The sequence below is a fragment of the Arthrobacter sp. B0316-5-4 genome, from assembly GCF_059090325.1.
Window position 1 is genome coordinate 419,925 of record NZ_JBNHFN010000003.1, and the last position, 21,515, is coordinate 441,439.

The window sequence follows — 21,515 nt, forward strand, 5'->3', positions numbered from 1 at the left end:
ACAAGACAAATTTCCTGAAATGTGCTGTATGTCATATTGGCCTATCACTAGGTACTCTGTGACTCGACTGGTTGCGCGTGTTTGACAAGAACTGTCAAAGGTTCAACCAACTCAAAGTTGACAGGCCCCGGCGATGGAGCCCGGGCCTCCTCAGTGAAAGGTGCAACCACACGTGAAACCACAAGGAAAGAGCTTCGCCAGAAGCGGGAGCCTCCGGAAGGCCGCGGCGATCGCCGTCGGACTGCCGCTGCTGCTCTCGTCGATGGCGATGCCGGCCCAGGCCGCTCCCGCCCCGGAGACGCCCGGAAATGTCGCAGGCGTGGCCAAGAAGAACCTTGACCCCAACGCCTACAAGGACGGCCGTTACATGGTGGTCCTCGCCGAAAAGCCTGCGGCCACTTACGACGGCGGCACGGCTGGTCTCGCGCCCACCAAGCCGGAGGAGGGCAAAAAGCTCGACGCCGACAGCGCAGAGGTGAAGGAATACCAGTCGCACCTGCAGCAGAAGCAGCAGGAAGTCGCCAAGCAGGAAAACGTGAACATCAAGCGTGAGTTCACCACTGCCGTCAACGGTTTCAGCGCGAACCTCACCGCAGACCAGGCCATCAACCTTGCCAAGGACCCCAAGGTCCTCATGGTTGCACCAGACACGCAGTACGCACCGGACTACTCAACCAGCGACTTCCTCAAGCTCAGCGGCCCCAACGGAACCTGGGCCACCCAGTACGGCGGGCAGGAAAACGCCGGCAAGGGAACTGTTGTTGGCGTGATCGACACCGGCTACACCCCTTCCAACCCATTCTTCGCCGGCGAGCCCGTGGGCCCGCTGGTGGGCAACGCCCAGGTGGGCGTTCCTTACCGGACGGCAGATGGCAAGATCGCCATGCTCAAGGCCGACGGTGACACGTTCGTCGGCGAATGCCAGCCCGGAACTGGCACCGGTGCTGATTACGATGGCAGCGCCTGTAACTCCAAGGTCCTCAGCACCCACTACTTCGCCGATGCCTTCCTTGACACCGTGGCACCGGAAAACCGGGCTCCGGAAGAAGTCATTTCCGCAGTGGACGTTGCCAGCCACGGCACCCACACGGCAAGCACAGCCGCAGGTAACGCCAACGTTGACGCCGTGGTGGACGGGCGCAGCTTCGGAACCACCAGCGGCATCGCACCCGCTGCCAAGCTCTCCATCTACAAGGTCTGCTGGGAAGACACCGACCCCGCCACCGGCGGCTGCTACGGCTCCGCTTCCGTGGACGCGATCGAGCAGGCCATCCTGGATGGCGTGGACGTGCTGAACTACTCCATCTCCGGCTCAACCACCACCACTACGGACCCCGTCTCGCTGGCATTCCTGTCGGCAGCATCGGCAGGCATTTTCGTGGCCGCCTCGGCTGGTAACTCCGGTCCGACCGCCAGCACCGTGAACCACGGCGCACCATGGCTGACCACGGTTGCCGCTACCTCCTTCTCCCAGGAGCTCCAGGGCACGGTTGAATTCTCCGACGGCAGCAAGTACCGCGGAGCCAGCATCATGAACCGTGAGGTGACCGGGGCCGGCGTCGTGCTTTCCACCAGTGCCGCAAGCGGCCAAGGCGATGCTGCCCTCTGTGCCCCCGGCTCGCTTGACCCGGCAAAGGTTGCCGGCAAGGTTGTTGTCTGTGACCGCGGCGTGGTTGACCGAACGGCCAAGAGCGCTGAGGTCCTGCGTGGCGGTGGCGTCGGCATGATCCTGGTGAACCTGACCGATTCCTCGCTGGATACCGACAAGCACGCGATCCCCACCGTCCACGTGAACCCGCCCGCAACGCAGGCTATCAAGGACAAGATCAACGCCAACCCGGCCGTCACCGTGTCCCTGCTCAACCGCGATACCACGGGCTTGCCTGCCGAGGCCCAGCCGCAGATCGCCGGGTTCTCGTCCCGCGGTCCGCTCCTCGCCACCGACTCGGACCTGCTGAAGCCTGACGTTTCCGCTCCTGGTGTCGCCATTCTTGCCGGCGTTTCGCCGATCGGAACCGGCGGGGACAACTTCGGCTTCATGTCCGGAACGTCCATGGCCTCCCCGCACGTCGCCGGTTTCGGTGCCCTGATCCTGGGCAAGAACCCGAAGTGGTCCCCGGCCACCGTGAAGTCCGCCATGATGACCACCGCTGGACCGGTCAAGCTGGCCAACGGTGCCATCAACAAGGACGTCTTCGCTACCGGTGCCGGCCAGGTTGATCCTGCGAAGGTCCTCAGCCCCGGCCTCGTCTACGACGCAACCACGGAGGACTACCTGAAGTTCATCCAGGGCACCGGCATGGACCTGGGCATGGAAGGCCTCGGCACGACCGCGCCGCGCGACATGAACGTTCCATCGTTCGCGCTGGGCAACCTCGCAGGCAAGATCGAGGTCACCCGCACCGTAACCGCCCTGACGCCGGGTCTCTACCGGGCATCGGTCAACGTTCCGGGCGTCAACGTCAAGGTCACTCCGTCAGTGCTGAACTTCGGTGCTCCGGGTGAGAAGAAGACGTTCAAGGTGCAGTTCGAAAACAACAACGCAGCCCTGGGCAAGTTCGCCATGGGTTCGCTGAGCTGGACGGGTGCCAACAAGACCGTCACCTCGCCGATCGCCGTCCGCCCGCAGTCCGTCATTGCGGACAAGGCGCTGGCGTTCACGGGAACGGGCCCCAACGGCTCAGCGGCCATCAACATCACCTCCGGCACCAACCTTCCGGTGGGAGTGACCATTGATGGACTGTCCAAGGCCGATTCCTCGGCAGTGGAACTGGTTCCCGGCCCATTTGCGGGCGAGACCAACGCGTCCAACTTCGTGAAGAAGGTGACCGTGGGTGAGGGCAGTGCGCTGGCCAAGTTCTCGGTCATCTCATCCAACGACGCCGCGGACTTCGACATGCTGGTCCTGACGCCCTCCGGCCAGCAGTTGCCGGCAGCGACAGCCTCCGCCAGTGAAACACTGTCGGTTCCCAACCCGGCCGCGGGCGACTACTACGTCTTCGCCAACCTCTACGCAAGCCCCAACAACCAGGCCACCAAGGCCACTGTTGATGCCGCCGTACTGGGAGCGAACCAGGGCAACGCCACCGTAACGCCGAATCCGATCCGCCTCGCCAACGGCAAGACCGGCCAGGTTTCGCTGAACTGGAAGAACCTGGAGCCGGGCTCCTACATTGGCCGCCTGACCTTCGCCGGAACCAGCGAACCAAGCTTCGTCACCGTCCTGGTCAACCCGGGCGGAACCGTGGTGGTTCCTGACGATGAGGACCCGAAGAAGGACAAGAAAGACAAGAAGAACCACGGCAAGATCCGTGGAGACGAGCCGACACAGAGCAACAACGCAAGCTAGTCCGGCTTGATCCAATAAGCACAGTGGCCGGTGGGATTTCCCACCGGCCACTGTGGTCCTAAGCTCCAGCTGGATCCCACACGTTTTCCTGGAGCCACTCTCGCAATCCGGGACCCGTGTCCCCACGCTCCAAAGCGACAGTCATGACGGCTTTGAGATAGCTCAGCTTGTCGCCCGTGTCGAAACGCCGGCCACGGAAGACCACCCCGTACACGCCGGAGCCCGGACCCTCGGAGACTGCCAGGCTCTGGAGGGCATCTGTCAGCTGGATTTCCCCTCCACGTCCTGGAGGAGTTTGCTCAAGGACCTCAAAAACCCGCGGATGCAGGACATAACGGCCGATGATCGCAAGGTTCGACGGCGCGTGTTCAGGTTCGGGCTTTTCGACGAGGCCACGGATTCTGAACGCACCGTCCACATCACTGGAGGCAACGTCGGCGCAACCGTAGGAACTGATCTGCTCGGGCTCCACCTCCATCAAGGCCACCACTGAGCCCCCGGTACGTTCCTGGACCTGGGCCATGACATCCAAAATGCTGTCCTTCTCATCGATGAGGTCATCACCGAGCAGCACTGCGAACGGTTCATTGCCAACGTGTGCCTTCGCACGCAGGACCGCATGACCCAGTCCTTTCGGGTCGCCTTGGCGCAGGTAGTGCAGATCCGCCAACGACGACGACTCCTGGACGGCCGCCAGTTTTGCGTGATCCCCCTTGGCTATGAGGGTTTGCTCCAGGAAGGGCTCACGATCGAAGTGATCTTCCAAAGCCCGCTTGTTCCGGCCGGTGATCATAACGACGTCAGTAATGCCTGCCCGGACCGCTTCTTCCACGACGAACTGGATGGCGGGCTTGTCGACGACGGGGAGCATTTCCTTTGGCATCGCTTTGGTAGCCGGCAGGAACCGCGTTCCGAGCCCAGCCGCGGGAATAACTGCCTTACGCATGGGAATCCTTTGGTTTGAGGTTAATACCGGCGACAAAGTCCGCCGGGCAGCAGTCGGACATCTCCTCAAAAGCTGAGGAGGGGTCCCAATAATGGAATATGGCGCACGGGAAAGCATCCGCCAGAGTTGCGCGGCAACCGCGGTCGAAGGACTCCAGGGCGACGACGTCCCGGAACTGAGGGAACACGGCCCCCGGGATGCCATTGAGCCGCCGCGGAAGCGCCGAAGGAACTACAAGAAGGTCCGCTTCGGTCTCGCGGAGGTGCTGCCCCAGGCAGTCGTCAGTGAGTGATTCGTGGTGATTGATCAGGTCAACCGTTCCACCCGCGGCCAGGGCTGCCCACACATCGATCATGGACCCGGGGTCCACTGTTCCGGAGAGCCCAAGTACTGTACGCAGCGACAGGCTGAACCTCTTTTCGGCTCCTTGAAGAACATCCACAAACTGCTGGAGGCCCGCGGAGGGTATCCCGGCATCAGACCCCTGGTGAAGCCAAGCGGTGGATGGAATGGCCGATGCCGGCCCGGATGCGGTGGCAGGTTTGAAGTAGTCCCCTGAAGGGTGCATGAAGCCGGTAGCCTGCTCAAGGATTGCGTGGGCAGGCAACTTTCCTTCGGTGCTTGAACGGAGCGGAAGTCCTGAGGCCCCCAGTGCCCACAGCGCAGCGCATTCCACGATGGTTTCCGGGCCCGGTACTGCGCCAAAAGCCACGAGCTCACCGGCACGCACCCCTTTGAGCTGCATGGCCAGGGCACGTGTGTTGATCTGACCCTGCAGTGCAGCGTAAGGGTAATCATGGCAATCCCAGCGGAGTGCAACCTTGCCAGGGTGGTGCCTGGCAAGGTCATGAATGGCTGAAACGAGGGGATGCACTCGGTGCCCCTTCCTTGGCGGGCCGGGTGCCGTTGCTTCCGGAGGACGGGACGTCTCCGGGGAACAGTCGGGCAAAGGCGGGGGCGAGGAGCGAATTGGAGCGGATACGGTCCTCCAGGCGTGGAACGGGGCTGCTGATCATGAGTTCATCGACGCCCAGTTCTTCCGCCAAGGCGGCGAGTTGGTGCGCGACGTCGTCCGCGGCGCCGACGATCAGCCGGCTTTCGTTGTTTTCAATCCGGCGAAGCTCTTCTGCGGACCAACCTGCAAGACTGGCGTTGAGCGGGAAAGGCTCGTCCAGGCCGAGGTCTTTTCGTGCCCTCCAGAGCCTCACCGGGTTGGCGAGTTCTTGTGCCTCCATGTCGGTAGGGGCTGCGATGACCCGAACCGCAAGGAGTGCTTCCGGTTCCTTCCGTGCCGCACCGGGATGAAAGTCCTTCCGGTAGTGCTCCAGCGCGGTCCCGGCACTTCGGCTATTGAGGAAGTGGGCGTGGGCGTAACCTGCCCCGGTGGCCGCGGCCAAAGGTGCCGATCCGGTGCCGGCGCCCAGCAGCCAGATGTCCAGGTCATCCCGCCCTTCCGTTCCGGGCATCAGGCCGAGCCTTGCATGCAGTTCGATGATCTTCTCGTTGAAGGAACCCGTACCGCCGCTGCCGGCCCGGCCGACGCCAAGGTTCACGCGGCCCGGATGGAGGGCGGCAAGGATCTCGAAGGACTCCGCAACCTGCCACGGCTCATGAAGGCCCAGCAGGACCCCTCCGGACCCGACACTGATCCGGGTTGTGGCATCCAGGACTGCCATCGCCATGAGGGATGGGGTGGTGCCGGCGAAGCCCAGGGAGTCGTGGTGTTCGGCAAGCCAGAAACGGTGGTACCCGGCTTCCTCCGCTGCGCGGGCCAGCGCAATGGTTTCACCCAGGGCCCCGGCCCTGCTTTGGCTGGCAGCGATGGGGGACTGGTCGAGGACTGAGAGCTTCATCGCGTGGAGGTGGTGGTGCCGGGCTTTGAAGCCGGAACGATCGTAAAGTCGGCCAGGAAGACGAGGTTGTGGATCTCGGCCGAAGCGATGGCGCGCAGGATTGGCAGTTCCTGCGCTGCCTGCTCAGGGGTGAACACATTCAGCGGCCATTCTTTGACCGTCCCGCCCCGCAGGTGGGGGTGATGGAAACCCCGTCCGTAGTAGGCGTGAATGGTTATTGGGGGGATGCCTGCGGCGCGTTGTTCTGCCCACCCCAGCGTCCAGGAGCAGATGAGTCCAGTATCCGGCGACCGGCCAATGCCTGAGGATTCCACGGTTCCCTGCCCCAGCATGAGGACATCATTGACTTCATTGAGGGCCTGGAGTGCGTAGGGTCCCAGCAGGTCCACTGCAGATCGGAAGAGTGTCTCCTTGTCCTGCCTGCTCACGGCCTCTCCGTGGGTTCCATCGCGGAGGTCGGCGAAGTGCCTCAGCAACGCCTTGGTGTAGGCGGCGTCAGGGCTGGTGGTGGTGCTCATCTCATGCTCCTTCGGTTGTAGCTGGTTGGTTGTTCGGAGGACCCAGGCGGGTTTGGATCCATTGATGGACCGGGTTCCCGGCCGAGGGGTCGAGGAAGTGTCCGTGGGCAACCGCCGGGCTTACTTCGAGGTCCACAGGCACCGAGCACTTTTGGAGGCGTTGGGCGAACTGCTCGACGTCGTCGCGCACCGGATCGGCTGCGCCCACTATGAGGGAGACAGGACAGAGCCCGGTGAGTTTCGCGGCGTGGAGCGGCGAAAGGTACAGCCGTTCACGCAGGTCGATGTGGGAACCGGCGTACTCGCCCCACGCATCGAGGAGCAGCGACCTGGGCGGGAAGGACCTGCTGTTCCGGTAGGACGCGGCGGCGCACTCCGGATCCAGGGGTGGATAGGCGAGGACCTGCCCGTGCAGCGGCAGTCCATTGTCCCGGAACCAGAGGGCGACGCCTGCGGCCAGCGTTCCGCCCGCACTATCGCCACCAACCAAAACCTCGTGACGGTAGGTCTGTTGGGCCCAGAGGGTCGCGGCAGCAATGTCCATGACAGCGGTGGGGTGCAGCCATCGGGGAGCCAGCCGGTAGCCCACGCTGATAATCCTTGCGGTGCCCCGGGACGCGAGGGCAGCACAGGCGTCATGCCAGCCCTCAATCGATCCACGGGTCCAGCTGCCACCGTGCGCCCACACCAATGTTACGGAGGGGCGGCCTACGGGTTCATATACGCGCAAGCGGATGTCCGCACCGTCCGCCCCCTGCACAAAGACGTCCGACCACGGCCTTGGGGACCGTATTTCGCTAAAGCGCGGGGCGCCGGGCAGCGCAGAAGTATCTGAAGTCATGGTTTCATCCTTCACGCGATGAACGCTCCGCGCCTGTCCCTGTTTTGCCTATCACTCACAGGGGGTGGATAACTTTGCCTGGCACTGCCAATACTTGCTCCAGTGGGACAGTGTTGTGGCCTGGCGAAGGTTTCGCACCGTTCCACTTCTTTGTGCCGATCCGTAGGTGCGCAGAGATTGAATGATGACTCGGGGGTAATTGTGGGAACTGTCCTATTGGAAGAACTGTCCTTAAGCAGCGCGTTGACTCACGCGGTCGTGCTGCGGGATGCGCGGCAGTACGAGGTGACATCACCCGTCGTCGTAGTGAATCTGGCTGGTAGCGACGCGTTCATTGGTCACGGACAGTCAGCCGCATTACCGGCCTTCAGCTCCACGATTCTCCACGGCGGTTTCATCACGGGGGAGCTGCTCGCTGTGCTTTCCGTGGAGACGGTCCAGAACGGGGAGCAGCAGGCACGGGAACTGGGATGGGCCGACTTCTACGGTGCCGAACCAGGGCAACCGGTCCTGCTGCGCTCGGCGCAGGACACAGTGGGAACCGTGCTGCTGGACCCGGCCATGGTTTTGCGCCAGCCCGGACTTGCGCCGGGAAAGAAGGCCTTCACAGTAAAGGCCAACCTGTGGTTCAGCCCGGCCGGAACACACTGCGGAATTCACAACCGGCATGACTTCATCGAGGTCCACACCCAGATCTCCGGGCTCGGACGCATGCAGAAGTTCACTGCACAGGACCACGCGTCCCTTTACGAAGACCAGCTGTTGAGCCCCGGTAATACCAACCCTGTGCCCTTCTGTCTGGAGCAGGACGGCACCTTCATCTACCCGTGGCACCAGTACCTGGCCGACACGGACTGTATCTGGCTCGCGCTGGAATACCACCTCAGCTAATCACTCCGTCTTACATCCGCCGGCGACAACCGGCAGGTCCTTTACGCCCATTTTCAGGAGAGCAGCAATGAAAACCATTGGAATTGTCTTCGGCACACGGCCCGAAGCCGTGAAATTCGCCCCCATCATCCACGCATTGATCCAGGACCCCCGCTTCCGCCCGGTGCTGATTTCCACCGGCCAGCACCGTGAAATGCTCGACAGCACTCTGGAGGAATTCGGCATCACCCCCGATGTTGAGCTGCGCATCATGAAGGAGCAGCAAACCCTGTCCCAGGTGACTCACCGGATATTGGAAGGGCTTTGCTCCGGGGACCACATGGAAGGACTCGACGCCGTCATGGTCCACGGGGACACCGCCACCACCCTTGCCGGCGCCTTGGCTGCACTGCACCGCTCCGTGCCGATCATCCACGTCGAGGCCGGACTGCGGAGCGGGAACAATTACTCACCCTTCCCTGAGGAAGTGAACCGGAAACTGGTGGCGCAGATCGCCGCACTGCATCTGGCCCCCACTCCGGGAAACAGCGCCAACCTGATCCGTGAAGGCGTCCGGGAACACTCGATCGTGATCACCGGAAACACCATAGTTGACGCCCTGCAGTGGGGAATGAACAATCTGCGCGGCTACGGGGAACCGGCATTGGCGGATCTCGACGATGATCCCCGCAAAGTGATCCTTTCCACCACCCACCGACGTGAAAGCCATGGTCGGCCGATGCGCGAGATCGCCGCGGCACTGGCTGACATCGCCCGGGACCGGGAAGACGTCCGGATTGTTGTTCCACTGCACCTGAACCCGAAGGTACGCGAAGTCATGGTCCCGGTCCTGAATGGCATCCCCAACGTGGACATGGTGGACCCGCTTCCCTACCTGAGCTTCTGCAGGCTCTTGCAGCGCAGCGACCTGATCCTCTCGGACAGCTCGGGGGCCGAAGAAGAAGGCCCGGCGCTGGGGAAGCCCACGCTGGTGTTGCGCGAAATCACCGAACGCAGCGAATCGATCCTGACGGGAAGTTCGCGGCTGGTCAGTCGAAACCGCGGCCAGATCGTTCACGAGGTGGGACGGCTGCTCGATGATCCGGATGCCTACATGGAGATGGCCACCGCGATTAATCCCTATGGCGATGGCAGAGCCACTGAACGCACCATTGCAGCCGTGGCCCACTATTTCAAGTTGGGCCCGGCCGCCATGCCGTTCGTGCCGGGTGCGGATTTCGTGCCGGCACAGACACGAACCGCAGCATGACCAGGATGCCGTTGGGCCTCTTGGCCCTCGCAGTGGGAGGCTTCGGCATCGGCCTTACGGAGTTCGTCATCCTGGGCCTGTTGCCGGAGGTGGCCGCAGATTTCTCCGTGAGCATCCCCGTCGCCGGGCACTTGGTGTCCGGCTACGCGTTAAGCGTCGCCGTCGGAGGTGTGGTGGTGACCGCTGTGACTGCCTCCCTTCGTCCCAAGACAGTCCTGTGCGCCTTGATGGTGCTCTTCATCCTGGGAAACCTCCTGTCAGCCGTAGCGGGGGACTACGCCACCATGTTTGCCGGCCGGGTTGTGGCAGCCCTCTGCCACGGGGCCTTCTTCGGGATCGGTGCCGTGCTGGCTTCGAACCTGGTCACGCCGGATCGAAAAGCCAGGGCCATCTCCATCATGTTCGCCGGGCTGACCATCGCAAACGTCCTGGGCGTCCCGATGGGCACGTTCCTGGGCCAGCAGCTCGGCTGGAGGTCAACGTTCTGGGCCATCACCATTGTTGGGGCGATCGCCCTGGCCGGACTGATCGCCTACGTCCCCGCGCAAGACGCCGCCGAACGCGGACCAGGGCAGCTGCGCCGTGAGCTGGGGGCCTTCGCTTCCGGCCAGGTCTGGCTGTCAATACTCATCACCGTCTTCGGGTTCGGTGCCATGTTCGGTGCGTTTACCTACATAGCGCCGATGCTCACATCACTGGCGGGGATGCCGGCCGGGGCCGTGCCGTGGATGCTGGTCATCTTCGGTGCCGGCTTGTTCACCGGGAACATCATCGGCGGGAAGGCCGCCGACGGAAACCTGGACAAATCGCTGCTGGTCCTCCTGTCGGCGCTCACCGTCGTTCTCCTGGCGTTCACAGTTACCGTCCACAACCCGTGGGGTGCGGCGGCGACATTGTTCCTCCTCGGCGCTGTCGGGTTCGCGGCGGTGCCCGGCATGCAGGCCCGTGTCCTGTCCTTCGCCCACAGGGCGCCAACTCTGGCCTCCGGTGTCAATATCTCCGCCTTCAACCTCGGTAATGCGATCGGCGCCCACATCGGCGGGACAACCATTGCGGCAGGCTTTGGCCTGGCCTCGCCCATCTGGGTGGGCGCAGGCCTGGCCGTCATCGCAGTAGCCCTCATTGCGTCGGCTTCGCTGGCAGCACACCGAACGAAACCTTCGCCCTCCGGCGCCCCGGAAACCACACCCGCACCCACACGAAAGGTACTGTCATGACCTCAACGGCGCTCCCCAAGACCACACCCACCTTGGACGTCACCCAACCGGATTTCGGAACCGAAACAGTCACGGACTTCCTGCGCGACGGCTATTGGTTGGAAGCGGCCGACATCGACGGCGACGGCAAGCCCGACCTCGTCGGCTACGGCCTGAAAGTCGGTGAGATCTACTGGTACAAGAACCCCACCTGGGAAAAGAAGCTGGTGCTCGACAAGATCAAAGAACCTGTCGGGATGGACTTCGGTGACATCACCGGCGATGGCACCACGGACCTGGTGGTTTGCTACCAGCTTTACGGTCCCGGCGGAACGATCCACCACGCCGACCCCGAAGGCGGCAAGATCGACTGGCTGGAAAACCCGGGCAACCCGTCCGAAGCGACCGAAAACTGGAAGCGGCATTACGTTGGGCGCGCCATCGGCATGCACCGCCTGCGCGTCGGCCACTTTACGCGCACTGACAAGATCCAGATCATCGGGTTCCCCATAGTTGCGGTGGAGGATGTCCACGCAGTCCTGCCGGTGGTGCTGTTCACCCCCACTGATGATCCACGCGCCGAGTGGGACAAGGAAATCATCAGCGACTCGGACTTCCGGATGATCCACGGCGTCGCCAAGAAGGGTGGGCTGATCCCCGGTTCACCCCTGGACTCGATCCTCATGGCTTCCGACGAAGGCGTCACGTGGCTCTACTACGACCAGGAGAACCGCACTTGGTCGTGGGAGCACATCGGAGACGGCGAGGAAAGCCAATTCGAGAAGACCACGTTCAAGGGCAGCGGTGACGTCGACGGCGGACGCATCGGCGACGACCCCCTCGCCTACGTCGCAGCGATCGAACCTTTCCACGGCAACACCGTTGCCGTGTACGTGCGCAGTGGGGGAGACGCTGAGGCCGCGGGCTGGACACGGCACCTGTTGGACATTTACGGGGACCCGAACGAGAACGGTGAAGGCCCCGGCCACACCGTCATGTGCCGCGATTTCGACGGGGACGGAGATGACGAATTCCTGATCGGCCTGCGCGGTCCCGAGCCCTGGCAAGGAGCGTACTACTACAAAGCCGTCGACCTCGCCAAGGGCCTGTTCCTGAAATGGAAAGTCTCCGGGGAGTCCATCGCCCGGATCGTTGCCGGTGATTTCACCGGCAATGGCGCGGAAGATTTCGCCACCATCTCCTACTCGGTCCAGCACTATTTTGTTGCCCCCAAGGCCGAGATCACCCTGCACCCGAACAACACCGTCCAGCGCGGAGGATCGAACCGATGACAACCACCGAAAAGACCGGCGTTGGCAGACGCTTCTTCATGGCCGGTTCCGCCGGCACACTCGCGGCGGCCTCCTTGGCAGCGCTCGGAACCGCCAATGCTCCGCAAGCCAAAGCCGCTACGGGCTCCGCGGGAGTGCCCGACGGCTCGATCGTCACCGCCGGGGACTCCCGTTATGCGGACCTCATGACCGGCAACAACCAACGCTTCGTCTCCCATCCCGACTACGTCCGGCTCATCACCAGCACCAAGGACGCAGAGGATGCCGTCCGCGAAGCAGTCCGCACCGGCAAGAAGGTCTCGGTGCGAAGCGGCTGCCACTGCTTCGCTGATTTTGTCTGCAACCCTTCCGTCCAGGTGATCCTCGACGTGTCCCCGATGAACGCGGTGTACTACGACAAGAAGATGGGCGCTTTTGCGGTGGAACCCGGCGCCCGCCTCATGAACGTCTACGAAACGCTGTACAAGAATTGGGGCGTCACCGTTCCCGGAGGCATCTGCTACAGCGTGGGCGCCGGAGGGCACATCGCGGGCGGCGGCTACGGCCTGCTGTCACGCTCGCACGGCTTGGTGGTGGACCACCTCTACGCCGTCGAAGTGGTCACGGTGGATGCCCGCCGTAAGGTACGCACAGTGACCGCAACCCGGGACGACAAGGGCGAGCTCGGTGACCTGTGGTGGGCCCACACCGGTGGGGGAGGCGGGAACTGGGGCATCGTCACCAAATACTGGTTCCGGTCCCCGGGAACTCAGGACAAGAAGCCCGCAGACCAGCTGGTCAAGGCCCCCTCCACCGTTTTGGTCAGTGCCATCTCCATCCCCTGGGATCAACTCGATGACACCAAGTTCCGGCGCCTCATCACCAACTTCGGGACATGGCACGAGACATACCGCCAGCCGGGCACCCCTGAGTCACACCTCAGCAGCCTTTTCAACGTCAGCTCCAAAGCCCATGGCAGTCTGGGAATGTTCACCCAGATCGACGCAGCAGCCCCGGACGCCAAGGGCGTCATGGAACGCTATGTCCAAGCGATCCTGGATGGTGTCGCCATCACTCCCGAGCCCCTGGAGAAACCCAACGGCGAGATCCCGGCCATGCCCGAATTCTTCAAGACCCGGGAAATCCCGTGGCTGCAAGCCACCCGGCTGGTGGGGACCGACAACCCCGTCATCACCAATCCCACCAGCCGTGGGGCCCACAAATCGGCATACTTGAATCAGAAGTTCACCGATGACCAGATTGCGGTGCTCTATCGGCAGATGAGCAGGCCCGACTTCTCCAACCCGAATACCATGTTGGTGCTCTTCTCCTTCGGCGGGCAGGTCAACGCGGTCGCTCCCGATGCCACGGCAAACGTCCAACGCCAATCGGCGTTCAAATTCTGCCTCCAGACCTTTTGGTCCGATCCGGCAGAGGACGGGTTCTATCTGGGCTGGGAACGTGAAACCTATGAAGGCATGTTCAAAACCACAGGCGGCGTCCCTGTCCCTGGTGACCAGGTCGATGGCTGCTACATCAACTATCCGGACGTCGATGTTGCCAGCACGGATCACAACAGCTCCGGTGTTGGCTGGCAGACCCTGTACTTCAAAGGCAACTACCCCCGGCTGCAACGTGCCAAAGCCAGCTGGGACCCAACCAACTACTTCACCCACAGCCTCGGCATCGAACTCCCGGCAGGACGTGCATCATGACCGCTCCCGTTCCCGAGGCGGCCATCGCCCGTCCCCGGCTCAGTAAGCTGCCGTCCCTGACAGGATTGCGTTTCTTCGCTGCGCTGTTGGTGTTCTTCTTCCACATCACCTTGTCCAACTCACCCATACCGCCCAACGATCCCATCAACCCGTTTGCCGACGTCGAGCTCGGCTCAACCCTTGAATGGCTGGTCAGCAAAGCAGGGTACGTCGGGGTCTCATTCTTCTTTGTCCTCAGTGGCTTCCTGCTGGCATGGGCATCGAAGCCGGGGGAGCCGAAACGGCAGTTCTGGCGGCGCCGATTGCTGAAAATCTTCCCCAACCACCTGGTGATGTGGGTGCTGTCGATGATTCTGTTCGCAGCGGCCATCAATCCGCCGCTGGGATGGATCAGCAACCTTTTCCTGGTGAACTCCTTCATCCCGGACGCCTCCGTCTACGTGGCGGTCAACCCGCCGTCGTGGACGCTTAACAGTGAACTGCTTTTCTACATGCTGTTCCCTTTGCTGATGGTCCCGATCAGGAAAATTCCTGGCAACCGGCTCTGGGGGTGGGCATGGGCGACCGTCGCCGCCATGATTGCGGTGCAGTTGGTCACCACGTACCTCATTCCGGCCACACCGGTATCGGCCCTGACACCGATCTCCGAGTTGCAGTTCTGGTTCGGTTACATTTTCCCGCCTGCACGGTTGTTCGAATTCATTCTTGGCTCCATCCTGGCCCGGATCGTACTGTCGGGGCGCTGGGTTCCCTTGAAGATGTGGCACACGCTCCTTCTCTGCGCAGCCGGTTACGCCGTCGCGATGGTGGTCCCGTTCGTGTACTCCTTCAACGTGGCCACCATTATTCCGGTCGCCGCAATCATCTGCACCGTGGCCACGCGGGACATCGCAGGCCGCACCGGCTTCCTTGGCTCCAAGCCGATGGTCTGGCTGGGGAACATTTCGTTTGGCTTCTACCTGTGCCAGGGAGTGGTGATCTTCTACGGGCGGATCCTCCTGGGAAACGCGGTCTACCCAACCCCTGTCGCACTGCTGGTAGTAGCCGGATTCTTCGTAGCCACGCTACTGGGCGGATGGGCCCTGTACGCCCTGGTGGAAAAGCCGGTCATGGACCGATGGGCACGGCCCCGACCCAAGCAGGTCCAGCCTGAGCCTGCCCGGGCCACGGTGACAGTGGCGTAGGCGCGGAAGAGAAAGAAGGCCCGATCCTGGTGGATCGGGCCTTCTTTCGCGCACGCTGTGTGGCAACTACCTCGCCGCGATGCTTTGGGATTCCTCCACCACGTTGACATCGCTGGAGGTCAACAGTTGCAGGGCCTCGGCCGCAGGCGTGCCGGGATCAGCGGTGTACATCAGGATCCGGTGTCCCGATTCGTCGGGAGGGGTCAGGACCTCGAAGTTGAGCTCAATGTCGCCGACCTCGGGGTGATGCATGTACTTCAGACCGGACATGCAGTTCTCAACGGGGTGCCGTGCCCACAGGTTGGCGAACTCTTCGCTGTTCATGGTCAACTCGCCAACCAACGACGCGAGTTCCGGGTCATCGGTGGCGCGGCCTGCGACCAGTCGCAGCGAGGACACTGCACGGGTAGCCTCTTCGACCCATCGGCTGTAAAGCTCCCGTGTGTGGCGGTCCAGGAACAAGAGCCGCGTCATGTTGGGCCTCGTTGACGGCGTCTCCGGCGCGGCGAAATCCAAGTGGCCAGCCACAAGCCTGTGACCGATCCGGTTCCACGCGAGCACTTCGCTGCGGCGCCCCAGGACGACGGCGGGTGTGTTGGACATCGACTGGATGAGGCGCAACGTGCCGGGCCTTACTTTGTCCGGCTTGGTAAGGGTGCGCCTTTTGGTGGTCCCTGGCCGGGCGAGATTGAAAAGGTGGGCACGCTCGTCGGTGTTCAGGTTAAGAGCCCTGGCGATTGCATCGATGACCGCTTCGGAGGCGTTGTTGCTGAGGCCTTGCTCCAAGCGTGTGTAATACGTATTGCTGACGCCGGCCAGCATGGCCAGCTCTTCCCTGCGGAGGCCGGGTACGCGGCGGATGCCGTAATTCAGAAGGCCAACGTCCTCTGGCTGTAAGGCAGCTCTTCGGACGCGAAGGAACTCCCCAAGTTCACTTAGATTACTCATGGGCCCATTCTGCCGGTCTTGCGCAGCAATGTCCTGTCCCTGCCAGTGACACCCACGGGTGGCGTCGCACGAGTTCTTGTGACAAGACAAAGCCGTCCAAGCAGAGTATTGGACGTTCCCGCCTGTCACTGCCAGGGGTAGGCAGAAGGGGGTGTGGTTGATCCCCGGGCATTCCGTGAATGTGGAGTTGTGAAGATGCCGTCCGCGGACGGCGACCCCTCCAAAGAAGGAACACTCCCATGACCACGCAACCGGATGTCACCACAGGACCCGGCGTTCCACCCTTGATTGAAACCGAGGCGCCTGCCTCTTCGGGACGGATGAATGGCCGCCAAAGGCTGGCACTCATCGTCCTGCTCGCGGCGAGCTTTACCCTTGCCGTTGACTTCTCGATCCTCAACGTCGCGCTCCCTGCCATCGGGGCCGACGTCGGATTCAGCCTGGAGAACCTCCAGTGGATCGCGACGGCGTTCGCACTGTGCGCCGCCGGGTTGACCCTCTTGTTCGGGCGCGTCGCGGACATCGCGGGCCGCCGCCGGATGTTCATCATCGGCATGGCATTGCTGGGTGCAGCCTCCCTCGCTGGCGGCTTGGCTGCAGATCCTGCACTGTTGCTCATCGCCCGCGTCGGCCAGGGCATCGCGACGGCCATCGTCGTACCAGCCGCCCTGTCATTGCTGCTGGCGTCCTTCCCCGAAGGCCCTCTGCGCGACAAAGCCCTGGGCCTGAACGGTTCCCTGATGGCCGCCGGGTTCACCACGGGAGCAATCCTCGGCGGCCTGCTGACCGACCTGCTCAGCTGGCGCTGGGCGTTCTTCATCAACGTTCCGGTGGCCATTGCGGTGCTCATCATTGCCCCCATTGTCCTCGCCGAGAGCAAGCCCACCACCAAGTTGCGGCTGGACGTTCCGGGTGCCATCACGGTGACACTCGGCCTTCTGGCCCTGGTGTTCGGTTTGACGAACGCCGCAGAACACTCCTGGGCTGATCCGCTGACGTTGGGCAGCCTCGCAGCCGCTGTGGTGTTGTTCGTTGCTTTCGTGGCCGTCGAGCGGAAAGCCGCGACACCTTTGGTACCACTGGAGATCCTCAAGCGCTCCACGGTCGCGTGGGGAAACATTGCGGGCATCCTTGCCTTCGTCACCGAAACGTCCTTGGTGTTTCTGTTGACGCTGTACCTGCAGCAGGTCCTCGGCTACACCCCGCTCGGTGCCGGCCTGGCCTTCGCTGTCCTGGGTCTCGGAACCGTGTTGGGTGGTGTCCTTGGCCCCAAGGTCATCGGAAAAATCGGCAACAAGAAGGCGATCGTCTACGGATTCATCGTCCAGGCAATCGCCACTGGTTCCCTGGTCCTGCTCAGCGCAGACCCGGCGTCCATCGCCCTGCTGCTGGTTGCCACGTTTATTGGGGGCGTGGCAAACCTCGTGGTTATCGTCGGATTCATGGTGACCGCAACGTCCGGCCTGCCTGACGCCGAGCAAGGCCTTGCTACCGGGCTGGCAACCATGAGCCAGCAGGTCGGCATCACCATGGGTATCCCGATCATGAGCGCGATCTTCACCGCACAGATCCTCACCATCGGGAACAACGACGCCCCGGCCGTGCTCAGCGGCGTCACCACAGCCATCTGGGTGAATGCGGCCCTTTGCCTGCTCACAGCGCTGGTGGTGGGGTTGTTCCTCCGCAAGCCCGCGCCGGCCCTCACATAGGGGCAGCACACCTTAGCTGAGGCGGCAAACGCCGCTGCCAGGTCCCAGCCAGTCCGGCGATTTCCTCAAAGGACTGGCTGGGCACGTTGGACTGCCCAACCTATACCGCCCCGTTTGAGCCTCCTGTATTGCCCAGCAACGCCGCCACCGCTTTCCAACGCGCGATCTCGCAGCCGTCGGTCCTGCTGAAGTGGCTATGGACTTTCCGTCCGCGGAACCAGCCCTTAACAACGGCAACCTGCGGGCCACCGTACTGCTGGGTGCAGATCCTGTCCGGACGAGGTTCCGGGAAGAAGATTTCCTCCCCGAACTGCTCGACGGCGGCAAGCGCCGCAGGCGCGTCCGGCAGGTTCGAGTCCAGTGACTTCGGGTCGGGCGAGAGGACGCCGCCCGCGGACCGAAGGTGGAACTCCCTGTCCTCAGCGCCTGGTGCCTCTGTCAACGTGACTGTCAGGTCGACGTCGTACTCGCTCTTGCCTTCGTCAATGGTGTTGTCGGAAACCATGGTGACCTTTCGCTGGTGGCGTCGGGTGCTCAGGCAGCCAGGCCGCTCAGCTCGTCCAAGAGCGGCCCTACTGCGTCGAGCACACGGGTCCGCAACTCCTGGGATTCGGCCGCGAAAGCCCGCTGGTATTCAACGTACTCGGCCTTGCCCTGCGGTGTCTCGATCCTGATGGGTGGGTAGCCCCATTCTTCGAGATCGTACGGTGAGGCCTGCATGTCCATGGCCCGGATCCGCCACGACAACTCGAAGCAGTCCATCACCAGCTCACTTGGCAGCGCAGGCGTCAGCTTGTATGCCCATTTGTAGAGGTCCATGTTGGCGTGCAGGCAGCCCGGCTGTTCCATGGTCCGCTGGTTCTCGCGCGTGGGCGTGAGCTCGTTCAGGGGCAGGGCGTCCGGGGTGTAGAAGCGGAAGGCATCGAAATGGGAGCAGCGGATGCGGTTCTCTTCCACCACGGAGTCCGTGCCTTGGCCGCCGAGCCTCAGCTGGAGGTATTCATGCCGCAGCTCGAACTTCTCCTGACGGTAGACCATGGCCCACTCGTGCAAGCCAAAACAGCCGAATTGGGCCGGGCGCTTGGAGGTTCCCGCAAGGATGATTCCGGCGAACCTGACCGCCTCGGCGCGGTCCGCCAGGAAGCTGCCGTGGTCGAAGGCGACCGCAGGCGTTCCCGCGGGCAGACCCGCGGCGGCGAGTTCGTCGTCGTCGGCTGTCCGGTAGAACTTCCAGTTGGCGCGCTCAAGGGCGCGCTCGCCGCTGAGAACCACTGCCTGGCCGGGATGCCAGCGCAGCAACTGTCCCGGCTTCTGGGTGTAATACGTGAAGAGGTAATCCTCCACCGGGTGTTTCTTGCCAGCCGAACGCCGGGCCAGGTACGGGTCGGCGTAGCGCGCCACGCGGGCCTGATGGGCTGCCTCCAGCCCGAGCCATTGCTCCTGGGGGAGGTGTCGCAGGCTAGACGCCGCCATCTGAACCGAGAATACTCTTGGCGGCGTCCCACATGGCGATCTGGCAACCGTCCGTGCGGCTGAAGGCGGCCGTCACTTCCTTGCCGTCCACGGCGCCAGTCACCTTGGCTGTTGCCGGGCCGCCGTACTGCATGGTGCAGGCTTGGTCGGTCCGGGGTGGAGCGGGACTCAGGATGGCGGGGTTGTTCTTGATGGTGGCGCAGGCTTCAGCGGGGGACGGGTGCTTGCTTTCCGATGCGGGCTTTCCGTCAGTGCAAACAAGCGTGAAGGTCTTGGGCGCGGATTCCGGGGTTTCCATGAGCGTGATGGACAGTTCGGCGTTGCCGCTGCTGCTGCTTGTTGGAGCGCTGCTTGCAGGACTGCTGCTTGCAGGAGCGGACGACGACGGTGCCTGGGTTGCGCTGCCAGTGGAACCTGGGGTGGGGGTGCCCGCGCATGCCACAAGGCCGGCAACGGTCAACACGGTCAGTGCCGGTACCGCTATTAGGGGGCGAACGAATCGCATGCGCATGGGATCTCCTGGGTTTGCGTCCATTTTACGTGGCACTTTTGGTGCTTTACGCCGGTGTTCAATCCCAAGCAGAACACCGGTGCCCGGCGCTTGGCTAGGGGTTGCGCTGGGTAGTGGCTATCAACCCGATCATGGCCTGGTGAAGCTCCGCCACCTCTTCGCGGCTGAGTTGCAGGCGCTCGCGGATCTGCCCGGGGACCGCCGTGGCTTGTTCACGCAGGGCGGCGCCCTTCGGCGTCAGATTGATGGCCAGAGCACGTTCGTTGCCGGGCACGCGCTCGCGGGTGATGAGCTCGGCGTCCTCCAGCCTTTTCAGCAAAGGGGAGAGGGTGGCGGGCTCGTGGAGGAGGCTGTCGCTGATGTCCTTGAGCGTCCGGGGGCTTCGTTCCCAGAGGGCCAGCATCACCAGGTACTGGGGATGGGTAAGTCCCAGCTTCTCCAGGACAGGCTTGTAGATGCCGACGACGCTCCGGGACGCCACGGTCAGTGCGAAGCACAGCTGACGCTCCAGAAGGAGGTCATCGGTTTCCTCGGCGGTTTCGCTGACGCTGGTCATGTCTTTCCTTCCCGACACCCTGCGGATTAGTTAGTGCACTAATGATTAGCGTACTATGAAGGAGTTGAACCGTCTAAAAGAGGAGTCGATCAAGCGTGGCAAAGGAATCCCTAACCCGGAAGTTCATGCGCGCCACAGGGAAGTTCCGGATCATTTTCGGCCCGGCGCAGAGCAGTTCCCTCGACCACGAGATGACCGAGGCCAACCGGCAATTGCTCGCCCAGCGCCAGGCCGAGACCCAGCAGTGGGAAACCCTGCGCCGCCCCGACGGCAGCACCTACGTGGTGCCCCGCAATCCGGACGACAAGTCCCTGCGCTAAGCCCCCCACGACGGGTGATAGTTAGTGCCCTGGTTTTCGCGGAGCATTGCCAGTAGTCGGCAATTCGGCGGTGGGTGACGCGCCCAGGGCCACGGAAAAGTCCCTGGCAACCTTTGCTGCCAGAGCCCCGGCCTGGTCCAAGTGCCTGCCGAAGCGCTGCTTTGGCGCGCTGACATTGAAGGCAGCCACCACGCGCTGCTTGAAATCGTAAACGGGCGCCGAGACGCCCACGACGCCGAGCTCGAATTCTTCATCCACCACTGCGTAGCCCTGCCTCCGGATGAGATCAATCTCCGCGCGAAGGTCTTCGAACGTCTGGATCTTCGAAGTCAGGTCTCCAGCCGAGGGATTTTGTCCTGCCTGGAGCGCCAAGGGGGACAGGTCCTGGCGATCCGGCCGCGCCCCCGCTTTGGCCTCCGCTGTGTGCGAGTCGTACCAGTCCTTCAGTGCCACGTCGTCCCAGTCGCTGACGAGGACCCTGCCTGCGGATGTGCTCCAGGCATCAACGCTGACGCCTTCCCAGCCCAGTGCCCTGTAGGTGTGGTTGGACATCTCGCTCTTGAGGGTAAGGACAGTGCCGCCACGCAACACGCAGAGGTGCGTCGTTTCGTGAGTAGCCGCTGAGACCCGCTTGAGGTACTGGGCTGATGCGCTGACCATCCGGGCCTCGGTAGTCCTTGCGGCCAGGGCATAGAGGCTGTGGCCGAGGGTGTAGAGCAGGCTTTCGGGGTCCCTGCTTACCAGGCCTGCTTCCGCCAGTGTGGCTAGGGTCCTGGAGACCTGCGCCTTGTCCCGCCCCGTGATCTCGGAAACTTTGCTGACTCCGAGCCCGCCTGTAGCAACGGCCTCCGGGGAGCCCAGGATCTGAAGCAGCTCCAAATCCCTGCGCAGCCCGGAGGAATTGCGCCTGGGGTTGGGTGTTCCGTTCATGGCTGGCTCCTTGATATTTCCGGTCACGCTTCGACACTACCGGAATGGTGTTGAC

20 protein-coding genes are annotated in these 21,515 nt (G+C 63.0%); 9 read left to right on the plus strand and 11 right to left on the minus strand.

What is annotated here, in order from left to right:
• The first annotated feature begins 172 nt into the window (after window positions 1-172).
• Window positions 173-3,349, plus strand: coding sequence for a S8 family serine peptidase (locus AC5RU9_RS10540; protein WP_494016391.1), 3,177 nt, complete (start codon window positions 173-175; stop codon window positions 3,347-3,349).
• Between the two features lie 58 nt (window positions 3,350-3,407).
• On the opposite strand, the gene galU is transcribed toward AC5RU9_RS10540, so the two are convergent.
• Genes galU through AC5RU9_RS10565 form a run of 5 tightly spaced genes read right to left on the minus strand, consistent with a single transcriptional unit; the run spans window position 3,408 to window position 7,507 of the window.
• Complete coding sequence (gene galU, locus AC5RU9_RS10545) at window positions 3,408-4,295, minus strand: UTP--glucose-1-phosphate uridylyltransferase GalU (protein WP_494016392.1); 888 nt, start codon at window positions 4,293-4,295, stop codon at window positions 3,408-3,410.
• Complete coding sequence (locus AC5RU9_RS10550) at window positions 4,288-5,169, minus strand: acyl-CoA synthetase family protein (RefSeq protein ID WP_494016393.1); 882 nt, start codon at window positions 5,167-5,169, stop codon at window positions 4,288-4,290. Before AC5RU9_RS10550 ends, galU begins: the two co-directional genes overlap by 8 nt.
• Window positions 5,141-6,148, minus strand: a complete 1,008-nt coding sequence (locus tag AC5RU9_RS10555) for an LLM class flavin-dependent oxidoreductase (RefSeq protein WP_494016394.1) — start codon at window positions 6,146-6,148, stop codon at window positions 5,141-5,143. Before AC5RU9_RS10555 ends, AC5RU9_RS10550 begins: the two co-directional genes overlap by 29 nt.
• Window positions 6,145-6,666, minus strand: a complete 522-nt coding sequence (locus tag AC5RU9_RS10560; protein WP_494016395.1) for a hypothetical protein — start codon at window positions 6,664-6,666, stop codon at window positions 6,145-6,147. The genes AC5RU9_RS10555 and AC5RU9_RS10560 overlap by 4 nt, the downstream gene beginning before the upstream one ends.
• Before the next feature lies 1 nt (window position 6,667).
• A complete protein-coding gene (locus AC5RU9_RS10565; RefSeq protein WP_494016396.1) occupies window positions 6,668-7,507 on the minus strand; it encodes an alpha/beta hydrolase in 840 nt (279 codons plus the stop codon).
• 243 nt (window positions 7,508-7,750) lie between these two features.
• Here AC5RU9_RS10565 and AC5RU9_RS10570 point away from each other — a divergent pair, with 243 nt between their 5' ends.
• The 6 genes from AC5RU9_RS10570 to AC5RU9_RS10595 all read left to right on the plus strand — a co-directional run bounded on the left by AC5RU9_RS10570 (window position 7,751) and on the right by AC5RU9_RS10595 (window position 15,013).
• The gene (locus AC5RU9_RS10570) at window positions 7,751-8,398 is read left to right on the plus strand and encodes a hypothetical protein (protein WP_494016397.1); all 648 of its coding nucleotides are present in this window, start codon (window positions 7,751-7,753) and stop codon (window positions 8,396-8,398) included.
• A 67-nt stretch (window positions 8,399-8,465) separates the two neighbouring features.
• Window positions 8,466-9,647, plus strand: coding sequence for a non-hydrolyzing UDP-N-acetylglucosamine 2-epimerase (wecB, locus tag AC5RU9_RS10575; protein WP_494016398.1), 1,182 nt, complete (start codon window positions 8,466-8,468; stop codon window positions 9,645-9,647).
• A 5-nt stretch (window positions 9,648-9,652) separates the two neighbouring features.
• Window positions 9,653-10,864, plus strand: coding sequence for an MFS transporter (locus AC5RU9_RS10580; protein WP_494016631.1), 1,212 nt, complete (start codon window positions 9,653-9,655; stop codon window positions 10,862-10,864).
• Window positions 10,861-12,135, plus strand: coding sequence for an FG-GAP repeat domain-containing protein (locus AC5RU9_RS10585; protein WP_494016399.1), 1,275 nt, complete (start codon window positions 10,861-10,863; stop codon window positions 12,133-12,135). The genes AC5RU9_RS10580 and AC5RU9_RS10585 overlap by 4 nt, the downstream gene beginning before the upstream one ends.
• Entirely contained in the window at window positions 12,132-13,829 is a 1,698-nt protein-coding gene (locus tag AC5RU9_RS10590) for an FAD-binding oxidoreductase (protein ID WP_494016400.1), read from the plus strand. Before AC5RU9_RS10585 ends, AC5RU9_RS10590 begins: the two co-directional genes overlap by 4 nt.
• Window positions 13,826-15,013: an acyltransferase family protein gene (locus AC5RU9_RS10595; protein WP_494016401.1), complete on the plus strand. Its 1,188-nt coding sequence runs from the start codon at window positions 13,826-13,828 to the stop codon at window positions 15,011-15,013. The genes AC5RU9_RS10590 and AC5RU9_RS10595 overlap by 4 nt, the downstream gene beginning before the upstream one ends.
• Window positions 15,014-15,079: 66 nt before the next feature.
• Here the strand turns inward: AC5RU9_RS10595 and AC5RU9_RS10600 are convergent, their stop codons facing one another.
• Complete coding sequence (locus AC5RU9_RS10600) at window positions 15,080-15,961, minus strand: helix-turn-helix transcriptional regulator (protein WP_494016402.1); 882 nt, start codon at window positions 15,959-15,961, stop codon at window positions 15,080-15,082.
• 320 nt (window positions 15,962-16,281) lie between these two features.
• Here AC5RU9_RS10600 and AC5RU9_RS10605 point away from each other — a divergent pair, with 320 nt between their 5' ends.
• Entirely contained in the window at window positions 16,282-17,670 is a 1,389-nt protein-coding gene (locus AC5RU9_RS10605) for an MFS transporter (protein WP_494016632.1), read from the plus strand.
• Between the two features lie 100 nt (window positions 17,671-17,770).
• On the opposite strand, the gene AC5RU9_RS10610 is transcribed toward AC5RU9_RS10605, so the two are convergent.
• The 4 genes from AC5RU9_RS10610 to AC5RU9_RS10625 form a co-directional block, all read right to left on the minus strand.
• Window positions 17,771-18,175 carry a serine protease inhibitor gene (locus tag AC5RU9_RS10610; protein ID WP_494016403.1) on the minus strand — a complete coding sequence of 135 codons (405 nt, stop codon included), beginning with the start codon at window positions 18,173-18,175 and terminating at the stop codon, window positions 17,771-17,773.
• 29 nt (window positions 18,176-18,204) lie between these two features.
• Window positions 18,205-19,143, minus strand: coding sequence for a 3-methyladenine DNA glycosylase (locus AC5RU9_RS10615; RefSeq protein ID WP_494016404.1), 939 nt, complete (start codon window positions 19,141-19,143; stop codon window positions 18,205-18,207).
• Window positions 19,130-19,654, minus strand: a complete 525-nt coding sequence (locus AC5RU9_RS10620; RefSeq protein WP_494016405.1) for an SSI family serine proteinase inhibitor — start codon at window positions 19,652-19,654, stop codon at window positions 19,130-19,132. The genes AC5RU9_RS10615 and AC5RU9_RS10620 overlap by 14 nt, the downstream gene beginning before the upstream one ends.
• 94 nt (window positions 19,655-19,748) lie before the next feature.
• Window positions 19,749-20,210 (minus strand): MarR family winged helix-turn-helix transcriptional regulator, encoded by a 462-nt coding sequence (locus AC5RU9_RS10625; RefSeq protein WP_494016406.1) that lies wholly within the window; start codon window positions 20,208-20,210, stop codon window positions 19,749-19,751.
• 95 nt (window positions 20,211-20,305) lie between these two features.
• On the opposite strand from AC5RU9_RS10625, the gene AC5RU9_RS10630 reads away from it, so the two are divergent.
• Window positions 20,306-20,530, plus strand: a complete 225-nt coding sequence (locus AC5RU9_RS10630; protein ID WP_235521238.1) for a hypothetical protein — start codon at window positions 20,306-20,308, stop codon at window positions 20,528-20,530.
• A gap of 21 nt (window positions 20,531-20,551) precedes the next feature.
• Here the strand turns inward: AC5RU9_RS10630 and AC5RU9_RS10635 are convergent, their stop codons facing one another.
• Window positions 20,552-21,460, minus strand: coding sequence for an IclR family transcriptional regulator (locus tag AC5RU9_RS10635; protein WP_494016407.1), 909 nt, complete (start codon window positions 21,458-21,460; stop codon window positions 20,552-20,554).
• Between the last annotated feature and the right edge of the window lie 55 nt (window positions 21,461-21,515).

What these genes read in the sequence shown, in the direction of transcription:
- AC5RU9_RS10555 (WP_494016394.1), bottom strand. Translation starts at nt 6,148, where the DNA reads ATGAAGCTCTCAGTCCTCGACCAGTCCCCCATCGCTGCCAGCCAAAGC.
- galU (WP_494016392.1), bottom strand. Translation starts at nt 4,295, where the DNA reads ATGCGTAAGGCAGTTATTCCCGCGGCTGGGCTCGGAACGCGGTTCCTG.
- AC5RU9_RS10590 (WP_494016400.1), top strand. Translation starts at nt 12,132, where the DNA reads ATGACAACCACCGAAAAGACCGGCGTTGGCAGACGCTTCTTCATGGCC.
- AC5RU9_RS10600 (WP_494016402.1), bottom strand. Translation starts at nt 15,961, where the DNA reads ATGAGTAATCTAAGTGAACTTGGGGAGTTCCTTCGCGTCCGAAGAGCT.
- AC5RU9_RS10595 (WP_494016401.1), top strand. Translation starts at nt 13,826, where the DNA reads ATGACCGCTCCCGTTCCCGAGGCGGCCATCGCCCGTCCCCGGCTCAGT.
- wecB (WP_494016398.1), top strand. Translation starts at nt 8,466, where the DNA reads ATGAAAACCATTGGAATTGTCTTCGGCACACGGCCCGAAGCCGTGAAA.
- AC5RU9_RS10605 (WP_494016632.1), top strand. Translation starts at nt 16,282, where the DNA reads ATGAATGGCCGCCAAAGGCTGGCACTCATCGTCCTGCTCGCGGCGAGC.
- AC5RU9_RS10625 (WP_494016406.1), bottom strand. Translation starts at nt 20,210, where the DNA reads ATGACCAGCGTCAGCGAAACCGCCGAGGAAACCGATGACCTCCTTCTG.
- AC5RU9_RS10560 (WP_494016395.1), bottom strand. Translation starts at nt 6,666, where the DNA reads ATGAGCACCACCACCAGCCCTGACGCCGCCTACACCAAGGCGTTGCTG.
- AC5RU9_RS10620 (WP_494016405.1), bottom strand. Translation starts at nt 19,654, where the DNA reads ATGCGCATGCGATTCGTTCGCCCCCTAATAGCGGTACCGGCACTGACC.
- AC5RU9_RS10580 (WP_494016631.1), top strand. Translation starts at nt 9,653, where the DNA reads ATGCCGTTGGGCCTCTTGGCCCTCGCAGTGGGAGGCTTCGGCATCGGC.
- AC5RU9_RS10610 (WP_494016403.1), bottom strand. Translation starts at nt 18,175, where the DNA reads ATGGTTTCCGACAACACCATTGACGAAGGCAAGAGCGAGTACGACGTC.
- AC5RU9_RS10585 (WP_494016399.1), top strand. Translation starts at nt 10,861, where the DNA reads ATGACCTCAACGGCGCTCCCCAAGACCACACCCACCTTGGACGTCACC.
- AC5RU9_RS10635 (WP_494016407.1), bottom strand. Translation starts at nt 21,460, where the DNA reads ATGAACGGAACACCCAACCCCAGGCGCAATTCCTCCGGGCTGCGCAGG.
- AC5RU9_RS10615 (WP_494016404.1), bottom strand. Translation starts at nt 19,143, where the DNA reads ATGGCGGCGTCTAGCCTGCGACACCTCCCCCAGGAGCAATGGCTCGGG.
- AC5RU9_RS10565 (WP_494016396.1), bottom strand. Translation starts at nt 7,507, where the DNA reads ATGACTTCAGATACTTCTGCGCTGCCCGGCGCCCCGCGCTTTAGCGAA.